Below are 18,370 nucleotides of genomic sequence, written 5' to 3'. Positions count from 1 at the left end.
CCTTTTACGCACGCACCGGCTCACGGGGCGGAACGAACAGCCCCGCCGGTTTCCCGGCCTCGGTCGGGCTGTGTCCGGTCAACGCCCGGAACTCGCGGACGAGATGCGCCTGGTCGCTGTAGCCACCCGCGTACGCGACCTCCGCCCAGGAAAGCGACGGCGCCCGGCCCAGCAGCGCCAGCACGCGATTGAGCCGGGCGATCCGTCCGGCCGTCCGGGGATTCAGCCCGATCTGGTCCCGGAACCGGACATTGAGGTGCTGCCTGCTCCAGCCGATCTCGTCCGCGAGGGCGTCGATGCGGACCGGGCCCGCGCAAAGCCGGTCCCAGGCATATCGAACAGGCGCGTCCAGCACTGGGCCGCGAGCGAGTCTCGCCGCGAGGTACTCGTCCAGCAGCCGGAATCTCTCCGGCCAGTCCGCCGCCTCGGCCAGCCGTTCGGTCAACGACCCGGCGGGGAGCAGGTCCGACGCCGCGACGACCGAGTTCGTCAGCCCCCGCAACGGGATCCCGAACAACGCGTACGAACCGAGCGGGGTCAGGGTGACGATGATCCCGCGCGAAGCGCCGGCCTGTTCGACTCGCAACGGCCGGTCCCGCAGGCCCAGCACCGGCGAAGCGGGGACCTCCGGTCCCCTGGCCGGCGCGTCGATGTCGATCACCCAGGTGAGCACGGACAACGGGGTGACCTGCCAAGAGTTCGCACCCATGTCGGGAAGATCGTGCGCGACGTAGCTCGACACGTGGGCGGCGAGGCCGGGGTGCGGCCACCGGAGAATCCGCTCGCCGGGCGCGCGGACGATGTCCCGCCGCGGCACCACCAGCCCCCACCCACCCATGCCGTCATCTTACTTTCGTTCAAGACCGGGAAGACGGTCTTGCCTAGCGTTCCGCTCATGAACGAAATCGGGGGTTTCAGAAGTTCTGCGGCCGAAAAACGCTACTTCGCCGCCTATGACCGCGCCATGGCCGACTGCCCGGAACCGGGCGCGGTCTTCGACGTCGAAACGCGCCACGGCACCACGCGGGTCTACCGCTACGGCGACGGCGACAGTCCGATCGCCCTGCTGCCGGGACTCATGGCGACCTCGGCCTGCTTCGCGGCGCTGATCCCGGCCTTGGCCGAACACCACACCGTCTACGCGATCGACACTCTCGGCGAAGCGGGCCGGAGCGTGCAGAAGGTGCCGTTCAAGGACATCCGCGACCGGGCGAGCGCACTCGACGACGTCTTCGAGAACCTGAGCTTGACCGGTGTACGTCTCGTCGGCGGTTCGACCGGTGGCTGGCACGCGGTCAACCAGGCGATCCACGCACCCGGCAGACTCGAGTCCATCGCGTTGCTGGACGCCACCACCGTCTCGGCGCCGTTCACCCGGAAGGTCTTCCGGTACGGCTTGGCCGCCGCCGTCCTCGACAGCGACCGGCTGTGGCGCCGGTTCTTGACGTGGTCCGCCGGCGAGGACGTCTTCGACCAGCCCGCCGCCCGGCTCGTACTCGCCGGGATCCGGTGCTACCGCGCCCGGGTGCCGTTCCAGGTCTGCCCGGCCGAGGAGGCCTTGCGGTCCATCGAACTGCCCACACGCGCCCTGTTCGGCGGGCGCAGCGTCGTGCACGATTCAGCCGCTGCCGCCGCACGACTCGAGAGTCTGCTCCCCCATTCCGACGTCGAAATCCTGCCGGACGCCGGCCACTACCTCTATCTCCGCCCGCGGGATCGCGATCTGATCGTCGACAGGCTGCTCAGGCCGCCCGCGCGCCGAAGCCCCGGCGCGCCGCGGCCAAACTCGCGCGACACGCGGCGATCAGACGCGCCGAGGCGGCGCTTTCGCCGTGGCCGCACCGAGGACAGGGCATCGTGACGTCGCCGGACAGTTCGTCGACGGAGACGGTCAACGCGGTCGCGCACGAACGGCACCAGCGGTGGCGCGTGATCGGGTTGACGTGCAGCGGGGAGGCCACGCACTGGTGGATCCAGCGGCCGTGCACGTGACAGGTCAGGCGGTCGTCCGGGGACAGGCGGCCGATGTCCTCCGCGTCGTCCTCCTTCGCCAGCAGAACCGGCAGGGTGCGGCTCACCGGGTTCAGCCGCGTGGTCGAGGCCAGTGCCGTGGTGTTCATCGCTTTCTCCTTCCGGCTCTTATCAGGACGTCGAACGGGGAGCGCCAGATACGACACGGCCGGGCAGCCTTATCGCCGAAACCTCCCTCAGCCGGGTGAATTGATCTTGGTCGAATCCGAACCGTTACCCATTCGGGTTAATCGCGCGTATCTTTCGGATCATGACGGCCGCACTCGTTCCACTGTCCACATCAGACAGTCGAGAACCCGGCTACCTGCTGTTTCCGCCCGCCGGCGGCACCAGCCGGGCGTTCGGCGCGCTCGCGGGCGCGGCCGATGCGGACATCCGAGCCTTCGAATATCCCGGCCACGGGGAACGGCTCGCGGAATCACCGGCGTCCTCTCTCGAAGAACTCGCCACGCGGTTGGCCGCCGCGACACCGAAGGCCTGGTTCTCCCGCTCCGTGACGATCGGATTCGGCATGGGCGCCTTCGTCGCCTTGGAAACCGCGCAGCGACTCGGTGTCGCGCCCGGTGCGCTGGTCGTCGTGGACGCGTGCGCGCCGCAACGGCGCTCACCGGACAAGAACGCCAAGGCCGGCGCGTCGGCGATGGGGCGGGTCTTCGGCCGCACCGGGCTCACCCCCGTCGCGGGCTACCGTGACTCGCCCGAAAGCTGGGAGTACGCCCTGGATCTGCTGCTCGGCGACCTCCAGCTGCTGAACGCCTACGGCGGGCCCGCCAGGTCCCGGTTCCCCTGCCCGATCGCGGCGATCCGCGGCACCGACGATCCCGCGTCCGCTTCGGGCGACGACGCCACCGGCGGCTGGCGGGTGTGGACGTCCGGTCCGTTCGTGGGGCGTGTCGTACCCGGTGGGTATCTCGGCGTTCTCGACCCGGGCAGGGAGGCCGAGTTCTGGGGCCGGATCCGCAGACTGGAGGCGGCCTTCGTGGCCGTCGAACCGGAATTCGCCTAAGTCGTATCTGTCAATCGTGCGGGTTTGATGGGGTGATGATCTGGCGGTGAGGCGTAGTGGTTCCTGCTCGCCACATTCATCCTTCGCACCCGCAGCAAGAAACCAAGAGACACACCTAAGCCGTATGGGAATAACTTTCCCGAAAAGATTCGGGCTATCCGGCTACCGGGCTCAGGTCGCAGCAGGGGGACACGACACACGCAGTGGCCGACCGATAGAGTTACGTCACGCAACGCGATCGATTGATCACATCACTCGTCGAGGGGGACGGTCGATGTCGACGAATATGCTGAAGTCCTTGCAGGTCAGAATCGTGCAAGCGGCTCGGGGGGATACGGCGGGAGTCCGGTCGCCTGAAGCGCTGCAGGAAGCCGCCGCGGCATTGAGTGAAGTCATGGGCCCTGCGGGGCCTCGGCTGCGAGTTCTGCGCGTGGTGGGAAAGTTTCACCTGTGCCGCAGGTACGTGCTGAGCCGTGACGACCCGCGAGAGGCACTCAAGTCAGCTGAACTGGCGTATGTCTTTCTCGCTCCGGTCTTCGTCGCCGAGCCGGACCGTCTGCCGCCGGAATTCGTCGACGAGCTGCGGCAGACCGGCTCGGCCGAGCGGCTCCGGCGTCCGGACTGGACGGGCCCGGCGGGGCGGCTGGCGGACCTGGCGGAGGCGATGGTCCCGGTCTACGTCGAACTTCACCGGCCAGAACTGATCACCTGGATCGTCGACACCTTGCACGGTTGCGCCCACCCGGAGAAACACGACCGCCCGCTGCCTGTGGCCGGAGGCCCGATTTCGCCCGACCACGGGTACGTCTTCGACAGCCCGATGACCCACGACCACGTGATCCCCCTGGCGGGAGGCCCGGCACGGGCGGGGTACTTACGCGCACTGGCACAAGCGCTGCAGCTCCGGTCCGGAAACAGGAAAGACCTTGATTTCGAGGGGCGCAGGTCGGACGAGGCAAAGGCGTTGGCAGCGCTCGAGGAGGCGGTCATCGCCGCACCTCCCGATGACCCAGGGCGGCCGGTTCTGCTGGTCGAGCTGGCGCTGGCCAACGCCGTCAACGCAATGCTCGATCCGCGGAGTGGGGAGAGGCTGTCAGCCGCTGCAGTTTCGTTGACGGACAAGGCACTCGTCGCGGCACAGCACGAGGACGGCGTCTACGCCGACGTGCTGCGAAAGGCGGCTCAGGTCCTGCGGATCGTCGCCGAGGGCACTGGACGCCCAGGACTGGCAGCCAGGGCGGCGGAACTGAGCGAGCAGGCGAGCACGCACCGTCGCCCAGATCGTCCTCCGCACGCCGAAGAGCGGGTCCTTCAGTTGCTCGATAAGGCAGGCTCCCTCATCAGGCGCTACAGCTCGGCAGGGAAGGCGGCCGACGCGCGGTTGGCGGTCCGCGCACTCACCGAGGCGATGGAGTTCAGCCAGAACGAGCGGGTCCGTCTGTCCACTCTGGACGACATCACCGGACTGCTGGCGGCCGAGGTCGCCGAACCGCTCGACGATCCCACGTTGAGCCTCCTTGTGTCGTTGCTGACCAAGCTGGCCCACGTCCTCGGCCCCAAGCACGCCCGGCACCCGGACGCACTGGCTCAGCTCGGGATCGCCTACGTCCGGCAGCATCAACGCGTGCACGACTCGGCCACCGTCGACCGCGCGGCAGACGCCTTTCGCGCGGCCGTCGCGGCGACAGAGGACAGCGATCCCCGGCTGGTGAATTACCTGTCCCTGCTCGGGATCACGCTGCGGCAGAAGGCCCGGCAAGGCGCGACGCCGACGGAGCGACAGGCATTGGCCGAGGCCGTCGAGGTGCTCACCAAGGCCGACACGCTGATGCCGGAAGCCCATCCTGGCCGGGCAGCCCTGCGAAACGCGCTGCAGGCGGCCGGCGGACTGATGATGCTGATCCGGTACAAGAACAGGGTAGCGGCCGAGCAGCCGGAGCCGCGGCTGCGGAGCGGGCCCGAGCTGGTAGAAAAGGGGCATTGGGAACAGGTCCGGTACCGGGCCTCCAACGACCGGACCGCGTTGGAGGCCAGCGCGGACCACTTCCGCGCCGCTCTCGTCGCGGGTGGCCTGGGCCGGCGGAAGCGAGTCGAGGCGCTGGTCGATCTCACGACGGCACTGGTGTGGCTGGCCGAACAGACCAGTGAGGCGCCGTACTGGACCGAAGCCGTCGAACGTGGTCGCGAGGCATTGGCCGAGCCCGGATGCCAAGGAGGTTACCGGGCGGAGGCCTGCCGCAGACTGAGTCGCGCGCTAGGGATGCGGTACCAGTCCACGAATGATGAAGAGGTGCTGGAAGAGGCGCTCGCCCTGGCCCGGGAGGACCGATCGCTGCGCTACTACGTCGACGATGGGATCACCGACTCCAATCGCTATGGCCGGATCAAGGATTTCGAGGGGACCGGCAACCTGGTTTCCCTGCTGTTGCTGGACCATCGCAACGGCACCGGCCGTATCGAGGAGGCCGTACGGGTCGGCCGTGAGGCATATCGAGACTGTCCCGAGGACCATCCGGAACGACCGACGGTGTTGACCGCGCTGGCGGACGCGCTGTTCAAGCGCCACCAGCGGTTCGGCAAGCCGGAAGACCTGGCGGAGGCGACGAAGTTGTTGCGGATCGCCAGGGGAGCGTAGATGGAGGCGGTGCTCAGCCTGGCCGAGGCACAGAGATCCCAGTACGAGCAGTCCGGCGCATCGGCGGCGTTGGACGAGGCGATCTCGCTGGGCGAGGAAGCGGTGGCAGAGCTGCGGCCGGGGCATACGCAGCGTCCTCGCGCACAAGCCGGCCTCGCGAGCAGTCTCCTGCTGCGATTCCGGCGCACCAAGTCACGGGAAGATCTGATCGCCGCTATCGCACTTGGCGAGTCGGCGACTGCGGCGACTCCACCCGGGCACGTGCACTTGGCCGGGCGGCTGTGCACGCTGGCGTCAGCCCTGTTGTCGCGCTACGACGACGAACCTGGCGACCAGAACCTCGCCACGGCGGTCGACGCCGCCGAAGCCGCCTTGGACGCGACCCCAGCGGGGCACTCGGAGCGGGCGCAGGCACTGAGCCTGGCGGGGAAGGCCTGGCACCGAGCAGGCGCGCCGGACGAGGCAGCGGGCGCGCTACGTGAAGCGGTCAGCCTCACCCCGGCCGGAGACCCCCGGCTCGCGGACCGGGCGGTCGAACTCGCCACCGTGCTCGCCGAGACCACCGAGACCACCGAGGAGGCCCACCGGGTCGCGGAAATGGCGGCCGCGGTGGAAGACGCGGCGCCCACCATCCGGTTGAGGGCGGCGTCAACCCTCGGCAAGATCGAGGCGGCCCGGCGCGACTGGCAGGCCGCGGCCGAAGCGTTCGGGCGCGCGGTCCGGCTGCTGCCGCTGGTGGCTCCGCGAAACCTCACCCGCGCCGATCTCGAACACCGGCTGGGCGCGCTCGGCCACGTCTCGTGTGACGCCGCCGCGGTCGCCCTGCATGCCGGAGATCCGCCGGCGGCGCTGGAGAATCTCGAACTGGGCAGGGCGACGCTGCTCTCCTACGTGATGGATGCCCGGCAGGACATCGCGGAACTGCGCGCGGTCGACAACGTGCTGGCCGACGAGTGGGAACGCCTGCGTGACCAACTCGACGGCGGGATCAGCTTCGGTCTTCATCCCGATCTGCGGATCCGGCTCGCAGCCGCGTCGGCTGACCTGCTCGGCCGGATCCGGCGGCTTCCCGGCCAGGAAAAGTTCCTGCGGCCACCGTCCGCCGCACAACTGGCCGAGACCGCTACCGAAGGGCCCGTGGTTTGCCTGAACGTCAGCAAGTTCCGGTGTGACGCGCTCGTGCTCACCACCACCGGTGTCGAGGTGGTGCCGCTGCCTGGGCTGACCGAAACGGAATCGGCCAAGCGGCTCGACGAGTTCCTGGACGCCACCAAGGTGATCGGCGACGGTGCGGTCGGGAAAATACGGCTCTCCGCGGAAGGCACGATCGCCGACACACTGGCGTGGTTGTGGGACACCACGGTGGAGCCGGTGCTGACCGCGTTGGGGCACACCGCCTCACATCAGCCCGGCCGGCCGTGGCCGAGGTTGTGGTGGCTGCCGACCGGACCCATGAACTTCCTTCCTCTGCACGCCGCAGGACACCCGGATTCCGGCCCGTCAGCGCTCGATCGGGTGGTCTCCTCATTCACCCCCAGCATCCGGTCACTCGCCTACACGCGACGCCCTGCCGCGCCCGGAGCCGGGCGTCGCCTGTTGGGGGTCGGGGTGTCGCACGTACCGGGCCGGCCCGCGCTCCCGGAAGCGGGGGCAGAGGCTCGGCGAGCGATCACACTGACCGGTGAGCATGGAAACGTGCTGTACGACTCAAGTCGCGAAAGCGTTCGGGCCGCGCTTCCCTGGGCGTCCTGGGTGCACTTCGCGTGCCACGCCGAAACGCGCCCGGCTGAACCGTCGGCGAGCGGGTTGCAACTCTGGGACGGTCCGCTGACCGTCGCCGAGATCAGTACGCTGAATCTGGCTGACGCGGAGCTGGCCTTCCTGTCGGCGTGCTCCACCGCGCGTGGCGCGCAAGAACTCGCCGACGAGTCGATCCACCTCGCGTCGGCCTTTCAGCTCGCCGGGTATCGGCATGTCATCGCGACTTTGTGGCCTTGTATCGACTCAACCGCTACGCAGGTGTCCGACCGCTTCTACCGAGAGGTAGCCCGCGCGGTGCCGTTCGGTCTCGCTTTGCACTCGGCCGTCAGCGGGCTGCGGGAGCGTTACCCCAACATTCCTTCGGTGTGGGCGGGGCACCTGCACGTCGGCCCCTGAACTGATAGGAGATCGAGCCTGTGGGACCAACCCCTTCGAGCGCGCCGCAGCTGATCCTGCTCGTTCTGGTGGTGCTGCCCGGAATCACCTATCAGTTCATCAGGGAACGCTGGCGAGGGGCGGTACCCGGCGAGCAGAATCTGGGTGAACGGATCCTCCGGGCCATCGTCGCTTCGCTGGTGCTGGATTCGCTCTATTTGATCGTCGCCGGGCCGGAACTGCTGAACCTGGTTCGCGGCGGCCAGGCGGGGCAGGGCTGGCGTTGGGATGGGCTGGCCGAGCGGCCACGGGCGATCGCCATGGTCGCGGCCGCACTGCTGGTGGCCATCCCCGCTTCCGCGGCCGCGGTGGTCTCCTACCTGCAACGGCGCCGGTTGAAGACGACGCTGCTACGTACGCCGACCGCGTGGGACCACGCATTCCGTGACCGCGAAGCCGGTTTCGTCCGAGCGCGGCTCAAGGACGGGCATTGGGTCGGCGGCTGGTACGGCGGCCAGTCGTTCGCGAGCGCCTATCCCCGCGAACCAGAACTGTTCCTCCAGCGGCCATGGCAGATGACCGCCGACGGTGTCTTCGTAGCGAAGACCGAACAAAGCAGCGGGCTCTATCTGCGCGGAGACAACGTCGAACTGCTCGAGTTCGTCGACCGGCCCGAGCGAAAGGAAAACCAGGATGAGGCTCAACCCTGACGAGGAGGCCCTGCTGGCCGCGGGGTCGTCCGCACGTGGCGGCTACCGCCCAGACAGCACCTCCGACGATGATCCGGACGTCGCGCCTACCGCGCCCGGCAGCGTTTCCCCGCCGGCTCTGGAAAAGCCGCGGGGATCGGCAGACGAGGACTCAGGGTGAGGGAAAAGCCGTGTCAGCGGCCCCTCCGCAAATCCGAGGCACGCGTGCCCTCGCCCGACCTGCCGACTCCAGTGCAGGAGACATTCTCCAGGCGTGTCCGGTAAGCCCGTTCGATGGACTTCGTGGGCGGCGGTTCGGTCACCGCTGATAGCCGCCCCTCATGCGCCGAGGGTCAGGGTGCGGCCGGCGGAAGGTCCATGATGCCGGTGGCCTGCGACCAGACACAACGCCACGTGCCACCGGCATCGGTGTAGACGTCGGTGTGCCAGGCCTCGTGCCGCGGGATGTCCGCGCCGTCGACGGTGAGTTCGATAGCGCACCGGTAGCGCAGGACGACGACGTCGGTGCCGACGATGGCGTCCACGTCGCCGGTCAGCGCCAGTTCCCGGTAGGCGACCCGCCCGGTGGTGAGGAGATCCAGGTATTCGGCCTTCGTCCACACGGTGCCGGTCGGGTTGCACAACCGGTACTCCGCGGCGTGCAAGCGGTCGTAGGTGCCGCGATCCACGTCGAGGAGACATTGGATCCGCTCCTGCTCGGCCTTGATCACTTGGCCGGCCACATCGTCGGTCATACCCGCTCCTGTTCACTCCGCGTCCGGGTCGCTCAGGCCCCTCGCCCACCGTGAGTATCTACGCAGCCAGGGTATTCGGTGCACAACGAGTGGCTATGCCTTCGAGACACGGCCTGGTACGTGACGTACACCGGTGACGTCGCCCGACGGTCGCCGCGCCAGGAGCCATCCGCCTAATTTCCTCCCGTACCAGGCGTTTCGTGGAAGGAATCAGGATGCTCAGCAGGAGAAGGTTCGCGCGGGCCGTCGTCGCCGCGACAGCGGGAGCCACCGTGGCGAGCTGCTCGGCGCAGCCCGCGGCGGCGCCCGCCACGACCGGCGGGAACGCCTCATTCGGTCCGCTCAAGCAGATCGACGCCGGGGAACTGAGCATCGGTTACGCCGAAGCCGGTCCCGCCGGCGGTCCGGTGGTGGTCCTCCTGCACGGCTGGCCCTACGACATCCACAGCTACGTCGACGTCACCCCGCGCCTGGTCGCGGCCGGGTACCGGGTGATCGTGCCGTTCCTGCGCGGCTACGGGCCGACCCGGTTCCTGTCGAAGGACACGTTCCGCAACGGCCAGCAGACCGCGATCGCCGCCGACATCGTCGCGCTGCTGGACGCCCTCAAGATCGAAAAGGCCGTCTTCGGCGGCTTCGACTGGGGCGCCCGCACGGCCGTCATCATCGCCGCGCTGTGGCCCGAACGGTGCAAAGCACTCGTCTCGGTGAGCGGCTATCTGGTGACCAATCGGGAGACGAACAAGCAGCCGCTCTCCCCCGTCGCCGAATTGGGTTGGTGGTACCAGTACTACTTCGCCACCGAGCGCGGCATCCTCGGCTACACGGGGAACCGCCACGACTTCAACAAGCTGATCTGGAAGATCGCGTCGCCGAAGTGGGCCTTCGACGACGCGACCTACGAACGTTCCGCGGCCTGCTTCGACAACCCGGACCACGTCGCCATCGTGATCCACAACTACCGATGGCGGCTGAGCCTCGCCGACGGCGACCCGGAACTCGACGCGCTGGAAGCGAAACTCGCGCAGGGACCGGCGGTCTCGGTGCCCACCATCACGATCGGCAGCGATTTCGACGGCCCGAACACCGACGGCAAGGCGTACCGGTCGAAGTTCTCCGGCAAGTACGAGCACCGCGTCCTGAACGGGATCGGCCATAACGTCCCGCAGGAGGCACCGGAGGAGTTCGCCAAGGCCGTCCTCGACGTCGACCGGTTCTAACGTGCCCCGGTGAGGTGTTCGAGGGCCAGCTGCGACAGGCGGATGAAGCCGTAACCGCGTTCCGCGGCCTCGTCCGGGTCGAAGTCCTCGAACGCCGATCGGTCCGCCAGCAGATCCGCCGCCGTCTCGCCCTCGTTCAGGGTCGGCGTCGCCAGTTCCGGGACGAGCGCGGCGTCCAGCGCGGCACGCACCTCGGAGTCGGCGCGGAACGCGCGGGCGCGTTCCGCGAACAGGAGGTAGCTGGCCATGTTGGCCTCGGCACTGGCCCAGACGCCGTCCATGTTCTCCGTGCGCAGCGGCTTGTAGTCGAAATGCCGCGGCCCGTCGTAGCCGCCGTGTTCCAGCAGATCGACCAGGAAGAACGACGACAGCACGTCGCCGTGCCCGAAAACGAGGTCCTGGTCGAACCGCGGGCCGCGCTGGCCGTTGAGGTCGATGTGGAACAGCTTGCCCTGCCACAGGGCCTGTCCGATGCCGTGGACGATGTTGAGCCCGGCCATCTGCTCGTGCCCGACCTCCGGGTTCACGCCGACGATCTCGTGGTTGTCCAGCGTGGAGATGAACGCGAGCGCGTGCCCGATCGTCGGCAGCAGGATGTCGCCGCGTGGTTCGTTCGGCTTCGGCTCGAGCGCGAGCCGGAGGCCGTAGCCCTGGTCGAGGACGTACTGAGCGAGGAAATCGATGCCCTCGCGGTAGCGGTCCATCGCCGCGCGGATGTCCTTCGCGGCGTCGGTCTCACTGCCTTCCCTGCCGCCCCAGAGCACGAACGTCGACGCGCCGAGCTCGGCAGCGAGGTCGAGGTTCCGGAGCACCTTCCGCAGCGCGTAGCGGCGGACGTCGCGATCGTTGCTGGTCAGACCGCCGTCCTTGAAAACGGGGTGGCTGAACAGATTCGTGGTGACCATCGGGACGACGAGACCGGTGTCGGTGAGCGCGCCCTGGAAGCGCTTGAGGTGCCGTGCGCGCTCCGCGTCGGCCGAACCGAACGGGACGAGGTCGTCGTCGTGGAAGGTGATCCCCCAGGCGCCGAGATCCGAGAGACGGCGCACGGCTTCGACCGGGTCGAGCGGAGGACGGCTCGCCGGGCCGAACATGTCGTTCGCCTGCCAGCCCACGGTCCACAGTCCGAAGCTGAACTTGTCCTCACGCGTCGGTGCCTGAGCCATCTCGCCTCCCAATTAGTTTGATGCCTGAACTTATCGACGCCGCTCCGGCGGGTCAAGGCTTTCGTTCAGGCATCGAACGAATAGAATCGCCCGATGATCGGCACGCGTCCGGCGGGACAGCACACCGTGCGGCAGCACAACGCGACCCTCGTCCTCGGCGCGATCGCGGACGGGCCGGGCGCTTCGCGGGCAGGCCTCGCCGCCGCCACCGGACTCACGAAGGCCACGGTGTCGACCGTGGTCGACCGCCTGATCGCGGCGGATCTCGTGGCCGAAGGCGAACCGGAACAGCGTGTCGGCCCCGGACGGCGTGGCACCGTCGTGTCGCTCTCCCCCACCGGCCCGCACGGGCTTGGGATCGAGATCGGCGTCGACTACCTGGCGTCCTGTCTCGTCGACCTGACCGGCACCGTCCGCGCCCAGGAGGTCCGGTACGCGGACAACCGGACCCCGCGTGTCTTCCAGCGAGTCTCGGCGTTCCTTCGCAAAGCACGGAAGCAGGCGGACACGCTGGGCGTACCCGTCGGCGGCGTCGGTATCGCGGTCCCGGGCCTGGTCGAATCCGGGCTCGTGCGGCTCGCGCCCAACCTGGGCTGGCGCGACGTCGACCTCGCCGACCGGCTCGGCGAGACGTTCACCGTCGCCAACGAAGCGAATTTCGCGGCACTCGCCGAACTCTGGCACGGCACGGCGTTGCCGGATTTCGTCCACGTGTCCGGCGAGATCGGGATCGGTGCGGGGATCGTGCTGGACCGCGCCCTGTTCGAAGGCGTCCGCGGCGCGGGCGGCGAGATCGGCCACCTGCCGGTGGCGCCCGACGGCCCGCCGTGTTCCTGCGGTGCGAACGGTTGCCTGGAACGGATGGCGGGCCAGGAGGAGATCCTGCGGCTCGCGGGCGCGGAAACGGTGGACGATCTGGTCTCCGCGCTGGAATCCGGCGACGACGCGGCGGTTTCCGCGGTGACCACCGCCGCGGGACATCTGGGCGTCGGACTGTCCACTGTGGTCAATCTGATGGATGTTCCGGCGGTGGTGCTAGGCGGAACCTACGCGCGACTGGAGCCGTGGTTGCGTGAGCCACTCCTCGCCCAGCTGGAACGCCGCGTGCCCAGCACGGCGTGGTCGCCGGTGCGGGTCGTCCGCTCGGCGCTCGGCACGGGAGCCGCCGTCCGCGGGGCCGCCGGCTCGGTGATCCGCGGCATCCTCGCGGACCCCGAGCACTATCTCACGACTCACTGGCCATCCGATCAGGACGCTCAGGGCCACTGACCCCGGGCAGCAACGGCTCGATCGCCTGCGCCCGGCGTTCGATGTCGGGCCGCCGGGCCCGCCGCGCGTAATCGATGAGGGCGTCCCGGTCGTCCTGGAGAAGCCAGCCCTGCTCACTCCCGGTCTCCAACCGCACGAGGTACTGCACCAGTTCCACCGACTCGGCACCGAACTCCCGCATCCGGCGCGTCAACAGCTCCGCCGCGGCGAGGTAGCCGTTGTTCCACGCGTGGACCGCCAGCAGCTGCGCCGTCGCGGCGAGGATGTCGCCGAGATGGAACCCGCCCTCCGCCGCGAGATGGCCCGCGAGGCGAAAACTGCGTCTGCCCTCGCCGACCGGCCCCTCCTCGCGAATCGCTTCGAGCAGCGCCCCGATCTGCCGCGTCAGGTAGTCCTGACCCGCGCCCTCCACCGTCACCGCATTCCTCCACCCAGTCGCCGCGATCGTAGGAAGGTGTCAATGGGGAGTAGGCCAGATACGTCGAATGCCGAACCGTTATCACCCGAATGGGGTGTTCGGCGGTGCGTTTCGGTCAAGAGCCACGGGCTGGTCTCGCCCGCGGGACGCCAACCCGGTGCTCGTGGTGCTGCCTCTCGACGTCGCGCTGGGTCATCCCACGTGCGGCTTCGACGCAGCCGCCTGGGCGCCTTGCTCGTGGCCGAAGGAACCGGCCTCGCGCAAGGCACGACGACCGCCAACAAGAGCAGGACACCCGCCACGTTCCCTCCGCCATCGAACCCGCCTGTATTCGGCGGACGGATGGAGAGCGTTACAGAGGCAGGAACAACCGGTGGTGGCGGTGATCGCCCGTGCGCCGAATACGCGCGTCCGTGAAGGCCTCCTTCCCTGCTCTCAGGGTCAGAGTCGAGATTGCGCAGGCCTGGTTCTGAACGCTGACAGGGCGGGCAATGCCTCAGTGTCCACAAGGGACACTTCTGGCGGCTGAATGTCCCATTGATGCACTTATGTACGGTTCTGTGCAGGGGTCGTGAGTGATAAAGAGGGTTAAAGCGACCAAAGACACTCACGACGCCCTCGCAAAGACACGCAAACCGCCCAAATCGGGCACGTCGGCTTCGATTCGAGTCCCTTGTGGACAGTCAAGATCCAGCTCTGCGGGCTGAGCCGCTCCTGCGAAACCCGCCACGACTGCCGCTGCCCACATGGCAGCGGCGCAGACCAGCAGCTATGCGACTTTGCCGGGCCCCTGACCTCAGGGCAGGGCAGGAGACCTTTACGGACCTTGCCGACCGCGGCTTCCGAGGAAGCATGCCGGCTCCAACGCCACTCAGGACGCCTGAAGTACGTGAAGGTCGCCTCTCTACCGCGTTAGACGCAGCAAAGGGCGGCTTTCACACGCCGTCGTCGTGACTGGTGGGGCCAGTGAAGTCACGTGAGGGGAACTTCAGGGGACCCAGGGTCCCTCAAGGAGTCCTTCACGGACCGCATCGGCCGAAAGTGCCTGGTCGCGCACGACGACACTCGCGCGGACGGGCCTCACCACTCACGAGGGGCGACGCCCGGCTGTTCTTCGAAGATCAGCCACGTCCGCGTCGACCGCACGCCGTCCAGCGCCTGCAAGCGTTCCAGGACGACGTCCCGCAGCGAAGCGTTGTCCGGCGTCCGTACCAGCAGCAGGATGTCGAAGTCGCCGCCGACGAGCGAAACGTGCTCGACGAACGGGATCTGCCGCAGCTCGGCTGACATCGTCCGCCATGACGTCTGCTCGACGGTGATCAGGATGTACGCGCTCGTCCCGAGTCCGGCGCGCCGCGGGTCGATCCTGGCGCCGAAGCCGGTGATGACGCCTTCGGACATCAGCCGATCCAATCTCGCGTAGGCGTTGGTGCGCGAGATATGCAGGCGCTCCGCCAGCGCGCGGACGGCGAGTCTGCCGTCGGCCGTCAGCTCGGCGAGGATCGCGCGGTCGATGTCGTCGAGGGCAAGGACCGTTCGTCCCGGATCCCGGCCGTGAGCCATGCCACTACTGGACGGTTTGCCCGGCTGAACCGATTCGGAGGACATTTTGTCGCTCATTTCCCGTACCTCTTGAACACTGGGACTCCGGAAACCACCATCTCAGCATCATATGTCTGTGAAAGGTGGTGCTGCGCCATGTCGCGGGAGACCCCTGCCGCCGCGTTGCTGCCGTCCGGGATCCCGGTGCGGTTCCTCGCCGAGGACGGCACACGCGTCGACGAGCACGGTCACTATTCCGAGCCGCCGTCCGAGCGGCTCGTCGAGGCCTATCGGCTGATGGTGCTCGGCCGCCGGTTCGACGCGCAGGCGACCGCGCTGACCAAGCAGGGCCGTCTCGCGGTCTATCCGTCGAGTGCGGGCCAGGAGGCCTGCCAGGTCGCGAGCGCGCTTGCCCTCACCGACGCCGATTGGCTCTTCCCCACCTACCGTGACTCGGTCGCGCTGGTCGCCCGCGGGCTCGAACCGGGCGAGATCCTGACGCTCCTTCGCGGCGACGCGCACTGTGGCTACGACCCCGCCAAGACCCGTGTCGCTCCCCAGTGCACCCCGCTGGCGACGCAGACTCTCCACGCGGCCGGGCTCGCCCACGCGATGCAGCGACGAGGCGAGGACTCCGTCGCGTTCGCACTCATCGGTGACGGCGCCACCAGCGAAGGCGACTTCCACGAGGCGCTCAACTTCGCGGCCGTGTTCAAGGCTCCCGTGGTGTTCTTCGTGCAGAACAACGGGTTCGCGATCTCGGTGCCGTTCGAAAAGCAGAGCGCCGCTCCCGCTCTGGCGTACAAGGGTGTCGGCTACGGCGTCCGCTCCGAGCAGGTCGACGGCAACGACGCCGTCGCGGTCCTTTCGGTGCTGGACGACGCCGTCGCGCACGCGCGGGCCGGCCTCGGGCCGGTGCTGGTCGAGGCGCACACCTACCGGATCGACGCGCACACGAACGCCGACGACGCCACCCGCTACCGCGATCAGGCCGAGGTCGAGAAATGGCGCGCCGCCGACCCGGTGCGTCGTCTCGAAACGTACCTGACCAGCGAGAACCTGTTGTCCGGCAACGATATCGAGCGATTTCGGGCCGAGGCGGAGACGTTCGCCGCCGGGGTGCGCGACACCCTCAACGCCGACGTCGAGCCCGATCCGATGTCGCTGTTCGAGCACGTATACGCCGTTCCGACCCGCCAGCTGGCCGCCCAGCGGGCGCTGGTCGCGGCCGAATTGGAGGCCTGATGACCGAGATTTCGATGGCACAAGCCCTCAACGCCGCTTTGCGGGACGCGATCAAGGACGACGACCGCGTGCTCATCTTCGGCGAGGACGTCGGCCCGCTCGGCGGCGTGTTCCGGGTGACCGACGGCATCACCGCCGACTTCGGCGAGGAGCGCTGTTTCGACACGCCGCTGGCCGAATCCGGCATCGTCGGTTTCGCGGTCGGGATGGCGATGGGCGGGTTCCGCCCGGTGGTCGAGATGCAGTTCGACGCCTTCGCCTACCCTGCCTTCGAGCAGATCACCTCGCACGTCGCGAAACTGCGCAACCGCACCCGAGGCGCGCTGTCGCTGCCGATGGTCATCCGCATCCCCTACGCGGGCGGGATCGGCGGCGTCGAGCACCACTGCGATTCGAGCGAGGCCTACTACACCCACACGCCCGGCCTGCGCGTCGTCACGCCCGGCACTCCCCAGGACGCCTACGACCTCCTGCGCGACGCGATCGACTCACCGGATCCGGTGATCTTCCTCGAACCCAAATGCCGCTACTGGTCGAAGGAACCCGTGTCCTTCACCCGGGACGGCGCGGCCATGGACCGCGCGGTCGTCCGCCGCGAGGGCAAGGACGTCACGCTGATCGCGTACGGCCCGATGGTCGCCACCGCGCTGGAGACCGCGGAGGCCGCAACCGCCGAAGGCTGGGACGTCGAGGTCGTCGATCTCCGGTCGCTCAGCCCGTTCGACGACGAGACCGTGACCGCTTCGGTGCGCCGCACCGGACGCGCCGTCGTCGTCCACGAGGCCGCCGGGTTCGGCGGCTACGGCGCCGAGGTGGTCGCCCGGGTCACCGAGCAGTGCTTCCACCAGCTGCACGCGCCGGTCCTGCGGGTCACCGGCCTCGACATCCCTTACCCGCCACCGAAACTGGAGCGCCATCAGCTTCCGGACGTCGACCGGATCCTGGACACCGTCGCCCGGCTGCAGTGGAACGACGAACCGGTGGTGGCCGGTGCCTGACTTCCTGCTCCCGGACCTCGGCGAGGGGCTGACCGAAGGCACCATCGTCACCTGGCTCGTCGCGGAGGGCGACACCGTCGGTATCGACCAGCCCGTCGTCGAAGTGGAGACCGCGAAGGCCGCGGTCGAGGTGCCGGTGCCGTTCGCCGGCGTCGTCACCCGTCTCCACGGCGAGCCCGGTCAGTCACTGCCGGTCGGTGCTCCCCTGCTCACCATCGGGCCCGGTTTCACCGAACCCGGCGTGACGACCGCGAGCGAAGGCAGCGGCAACGTCCTCATCGGCTACGGCACGACCACCACGACGAGGCGCCGCCGGACACGCACTGTCGTCGCGACTCCCGAAAAGCCGTCGAAAGCACCCGGTGTGATCTCGCCGTTCGTCCGCAAGATGGCCGCCGACAACAAGATCGACCTGACGAAGCTGACCGGCAGCGGTCCGGGCGGCGTCATCCGGCGCGCCGACGTCGAAGCGGCGCTCACCGTCCCCGAGCAGAGGGACGGCGAAACGCGGATCCCGCTGACCGGCGTTCGCAAGGCGGTCGCCGACAAACTGACGACTTCGCGCCGTCAGATCCCCGAAGCGACGGTCTGGGTCGACGTCGACGCGACCGGACTCGTCGCGGCGCGCAAGTCGCTCAACGCCTCGGCGCCGGATCGCCCGGTGAGCCTTTTGGGCCTCGTCGCCCGGTTCGCCGTGGCGGGCCTGCGGAAGTACCCGGAACTGAACTCGCGCGTCGAGGGCGACGAAATCGTCCAGCTGCGGGACATCAACCTCGGTTTCGCCGCGCAGACCGACCGCGGTCTCGTCGTGCCGGTGGTCCGCGACGCGGGCTCGCTGTCCACAAGGGAGCTTTCGGCCGCGATCGGAGACCGCACCGCCCAGGCCAGGGAAGGGAAACTCGGTCCGGCGGGCCTCACCGGCGGGACCTTCACGGTCAACAACTACGGCGTGTTCGGGGTCGACGGCTCGGCCGCGATCATCAACCACCCGGAAGCGGCGATTCTCGGCATCGGCCGGATCATCGACCGTGCCTGGGTGGTCGACGGCGCGCTCGTGGCGCGCAAGATCTGCGAGCTGACCCTGGCGTTCGACCACCGGGTGTGCGACGGCGGGACCGCCGGCGGATTCCTGCGGTTCGTCGCCGACTGCGTCGAGTCGCCGGTCACCGCGCTCGGGGAGCTCTGAGCGGGTCGCACAACCCGCGGTTGTGACCCGCCAACGACCCGTTGTTCGACTTGCGAGCCCCGGCTTGCTTTGAT

Annotated in this window: 16 protein-coding genes; 10 read left to right on the top strand and 6 right to left on the bottom strand. The window is 68.6% G+C overall.

Annotated elements, in window-relative coordinates; all coding sequences use genetic code 11:
* Positions 1 to 4: 4 nt before the first annotated feature.
* Entirely contained in the window at positions 5 to 838 is an 834-nt protein-coding gene (locus ACLJQ7_RS03170) for a helix-turn-helix domain-containing protein (RefSeq protein ID WP_410646603.1), read from the bottom strand.
* Between the two features lie 57 nt (positions 839 to 895).
* Between ACLJQ7_RS03170 and ACLJQ7_RS03165 the strand changes: the two genes are divergently transcribed.
* Positions 896 to 1,861 carry an alpha/beta fold hydrolase gene (locus ACLJQ7_RS03165; RefSeq protein WP_410646602.1) on the top strand — a complete coding sequence of 322 codons (966 nt, stop codon included), beginning with the start codon at positions 896 to 898 and terminating at the stop codon, positions 1,859 to 1,861.
* Here the strand turns inward: ACLJQ7_RS03165 and ACLJQ7_RS03160 are convergent.
* Positions 1,743 to 2,120 carry a hypothetical protein gene (locus ACLJQ7_RS03160; RefSeq protein WP_410646601.1) on the bottom strand — a complete coding sequence of 126 codons (378 nt, stop codon included), beginning with the start codon at positions 2,118 to 2,120 and terminating at the stop codon, positions 1,743 to 1,745. The genes ACLJQ7_RS03165 and ACLJQ7_RS03160 overlap by 119 nt on opposite strands.
* Positions 2,121 to 2,281: 161 nt before the next feature.
* On the opposite strand from ACLJQ7_RS03160, the gene ACLJQ7_RS03155 reads away from it, so the two are divergent.
* From ACLJQ7_RS03155 to ACLJQ7_RS03140, 4 genes are all read left to right on the top strand, one after another.
* Entirely contained in the window at positions 2,282 to 3,037 is a 756-nt protein-coding gene (locus ACLJQ7_RS03155) for a thioesterase II family protein (protein WP_410646600.1), read from the top strand.
* A 430-nt stretch (positions 3,038 to 3,467) separates the two neighbouring features.
* Positions 3,468 to 5,672 (top strand): hypothetical protein, encoded by a 2,205-nt coding sequence (locus ACLJQ7_RS03150; RefSeq protein ID WP_410646599.1) that lies wholly within the window; start codon positions 3,468 to 3,470, stop codon positions 5,670 to 5,672.
* Entirely contained in the window at positions 5,673 to 7,829 is a 2,157-nt protein-coding gene (locus ACLJQ7_RS03145) for a CHAT domain-containing protein (protein ID WP_410646598.1), read from the top strand.
* Positions 7,830 to 7,849: 20 nt separating this feature from the next.
* Positions 7,850 to 8,518 (top strand): DUF6338 family protein, encoded by a 669-nt coding sequence (locus ACLJQ7_RS03140; RefSeq protein ID WP_410646597.1) that lies wholly within the window; start codon positions 7,850 to 7,852, stop codon positions 8,516 to 8,518.
* Positions 8,519 to 8,850: 332 nt separating this feature from the next.
* Here the strand turns inward: ACLJQ7_RS03140 and ACLJQ7_RS03135 are convergent, their stop codons facing one another.
* Positions 8,851 to 9,252 (bottom strand): nuclear transport factor 2 family protein, encoded by a 402-nt coding sequence (locus tag ACLJQ7_RS03135; protein WP_410646596.1) that lies wholly within the window; start codon positions 9,250 to 9,252, stop codon positions 8,851 to 8,853.
* Positions 9,253 to 9,467: 215 nt separating this feature from the next.
* Here ACLJQ7_RS03135 and ACLJQ7_RS03130 point away from each other — a divergent pair, with 215 nt between their 5' ends.
* Positions 9,468 to 10,472, top strand: a complete 1,005-nt coding sequence (locus ACLJQ7_RS03130) for an alpha/beta fold hydrolase (RefSeq protein WP_410646595.1) — start codon at positions 9,468 to 9,470, stop codon at positions 10,470 to 10,472.
* On the opposite strand, the gene xylA is transcribed toward ACLJQ7_RS03130, so the two are convergent.
* Positions 10,469 to 11,638 carry a xylose isomerase gene (gene xylA / locus ACLJQ7_RS03125; protein ID WP_410646594.1) on the bottom strand — a complete coding sequence of 390 codons (1,170 nt, stop codon included), beginning with the start codon at positions 11,636 to 11,638 and terminating at the stop codon, positions 10,469 to 10,471. The genes ACLJQ7_RS03130 and xylA overlap by 4 nt on opposite strands.
* A gap of 93 nt (positions 11,639 to 11,731) precedes the next feature.
* Between xylA and ACLJQ7_RS03120 the strand changes: the two genes are divergently transcribed.
* A complete protein-coding gene (locus tag ACLJQ7_RS03120) occupies positions 11,732 to 12,907 on the top strand; it encodes an ROK family protein (RefSeq protein WP_410646593.1) in 1,176 nt (391 codons plus the stop codon).
* Here the strand turns inward: ACLJQ7_RS03120 and ACLJQ7_RS03115 are convergent.
* Both ACLJQ7_RS03115 and ACLJQ7_RS03110 read right to left on the bottom strand, forming a co-directional pair.
* On the bottom strand, positions 12,864 to 13,325 hold the full coding sequence (locus ACLJQ7_RS03115) for a hypothetical protein (RefSeq protein ID WP_410646592.1): 462 nt from the start codon (positions 13,323 to 13,325) through the stop codon (positions 12,864 to 12,866). The genes ACLJQ7_RS03120 and ACLJQ7_RS03115 overlap by 44 nt on opposite strands.
* Before the next feature lie 1,080 nt (positions 13,326 to 14,405).
* Complete coding sequence (locus tag ACLJQ7_RS03110) at positions 14,406 to 14,888, bottom strand: Lrp/AsnC family transcriptional regulator (RefSeq protein WP_091596826.1); 483 nt, start codon at positions 14,886 to 14,888, stop codon at positions 14,406 to 14,408.
* 135 nt (positions 14,889 to 15,023) lie between these two features.
* Here ACLJQ7_RS03110 and pdhA point away from each other — a divergent pair, with 135 nt between their 5' ends.
* From pdhA to ACLJQ7_RS03095, 3 genes are read left to right on the top strand one after another with little or no spacing between them, the layout of a single operon-like run.
* A complete protein-coding gene (gene pdhA, locus ACLJQ7_RS03105) occupies positions 15,024 to 16,112 on the top strand; it encodes a pyruvate dehydrogenase (acetyl-transferring) E1 component subunit alpha (RefSeq protein ID WP_410646591.1) in 1,089 nt (362 codons plus the stop codon).
* Entirely contained in the window at positions 16,112 to 17,110 is a 999-nt protein-coding gene (locus ACLJQ7_RS03100; protein WP_410646590.1) for an alpha-ketoacid dehydrogenase subunit beta, read from the top strand. The genes pdhA and ACLJQ7_RS03100 overlap by 1 nt, the downstream gene beginning before the upstream one ends.
* A complete protein-coding gene (locus tag ACLJQ7_RS03095; protein ID WP_410646589.1) occupies positions 17,103 to 18,296 on the top strand; it encodes a dihydrolipoamide acetyltransferase family protein in 1,194 nt (397 codons plus the stop codon). The genes ACLJQ7_RS03100 and ACLJQ7_RS03095 overlap by 8 nt, the downstream gene beginning before the upstream one ends.
* Positions 18,297 to 18,370: the final 74 nt, after the last annotated feature.

The sequence above is a fragment of the Amycolatopsis sp. cmx-4-54 genome (genome assembly GCF_046548895.1).
Taxonomy (GTDB): Bacteria; Actinomycetota; Actinomycetes; order Mycobacteriales; family Pseudonocardiaceae; genus Amycolatopsis.
This window is presented reverse-complemented; position numbering and strand designations above follow the sequence as displayed.

Excerpts from the sequence above, each read along its gene's own strand:
- xylA (WP_410646594.1), bottom strand. The coding sequence starts at position 11,638 with ATGGCTCAGGCACCGACGCGTGAGGACAAGTTCAGCTTCGGACTGTGG.
- ACLJQ7_RS03145 (WP_410646598.1), top strand. The coding sequence starts at position 5,673 with ATGGAGGCGGTGCTCAGCCTGGCCGAGGCACAGAGATCCCAGTACGAG.
- ACLJQ7_RS03130 (WP_410646595.1), top strand. The coding sequence starts at position 9,468 with ATGCTCAGCAGGAGAAGGTTCGCGCGGGCCGTCGTCGCCGCGACAGCG.
- ACLJQ7_RS03160 (WP_410646601.1), bottom strand. The coding sequence starts at position 2,120 with ATGAACACCACGGCACTGGCCTCGACCACGCGGCTGAACCCGGTGAGC.
- ACLJQ7_RS03135 (WP_410646596.1), bottom strand. The coding sequence starts at position 9,252 with ATGACCGACGATGTGGCCGGCCAAGTGATCAAGGCCGAGCAGGAGCGG.
- pdhA (WP_410646591.1), top strand. The coding sequence starts at position 15,024 with ATGTCGCGGGAGACCCCTGCCGCCGCGTTGCTGCCGTCCGGGATCCCG.
- ACLJQ7_RS03100 (WP_410646590.1), top strand. The coding sequence starts at position 16,112 with ATGACCGAGATTTCGATGGCACAAGCCCTCAACGCCGCTTTGCGGGAC.
- ACLJQ7_RS03110 (WP_091596826.1), bottom strand. The coding sequence starts at position 14,888 with ATGGCTCACGGCCGGGATCCGGGACGAACGGTCCTTGCCCTCGACGAC.
- ACLJQ7_RS03120 (WP_410646593.1), top strand. The coding sequence starts at position 11,732 with ATGATCGGCACGCGTCCGGCGGGACAGCACACCGTGCGGCAGCACAAC.
- ACLJQ7_RS03170 (WP_410646603.1), bottom strand. The coding sequence starts at position 838 with ATGGGTGGGTGGGGGCTGGTGGTGCCGCGGCGGGACATCGTCCGCGCG.
- ACLJQ7_RS03165 (WP_410646602.1), top strand. The coding sequence starts at position 896 with ATGAACGAAATCGGGGGTTTCAGAAGTTCTGCGGCCGAAAAACGCTAC.
- ACLJQ7_RS03155 (WP_410646600.1), top strand. The coding sequence starts at position 2,282 with ATGACGGCCGCACTCGTTCCACTGTCCACATCAGACAGTCGAGAACCC.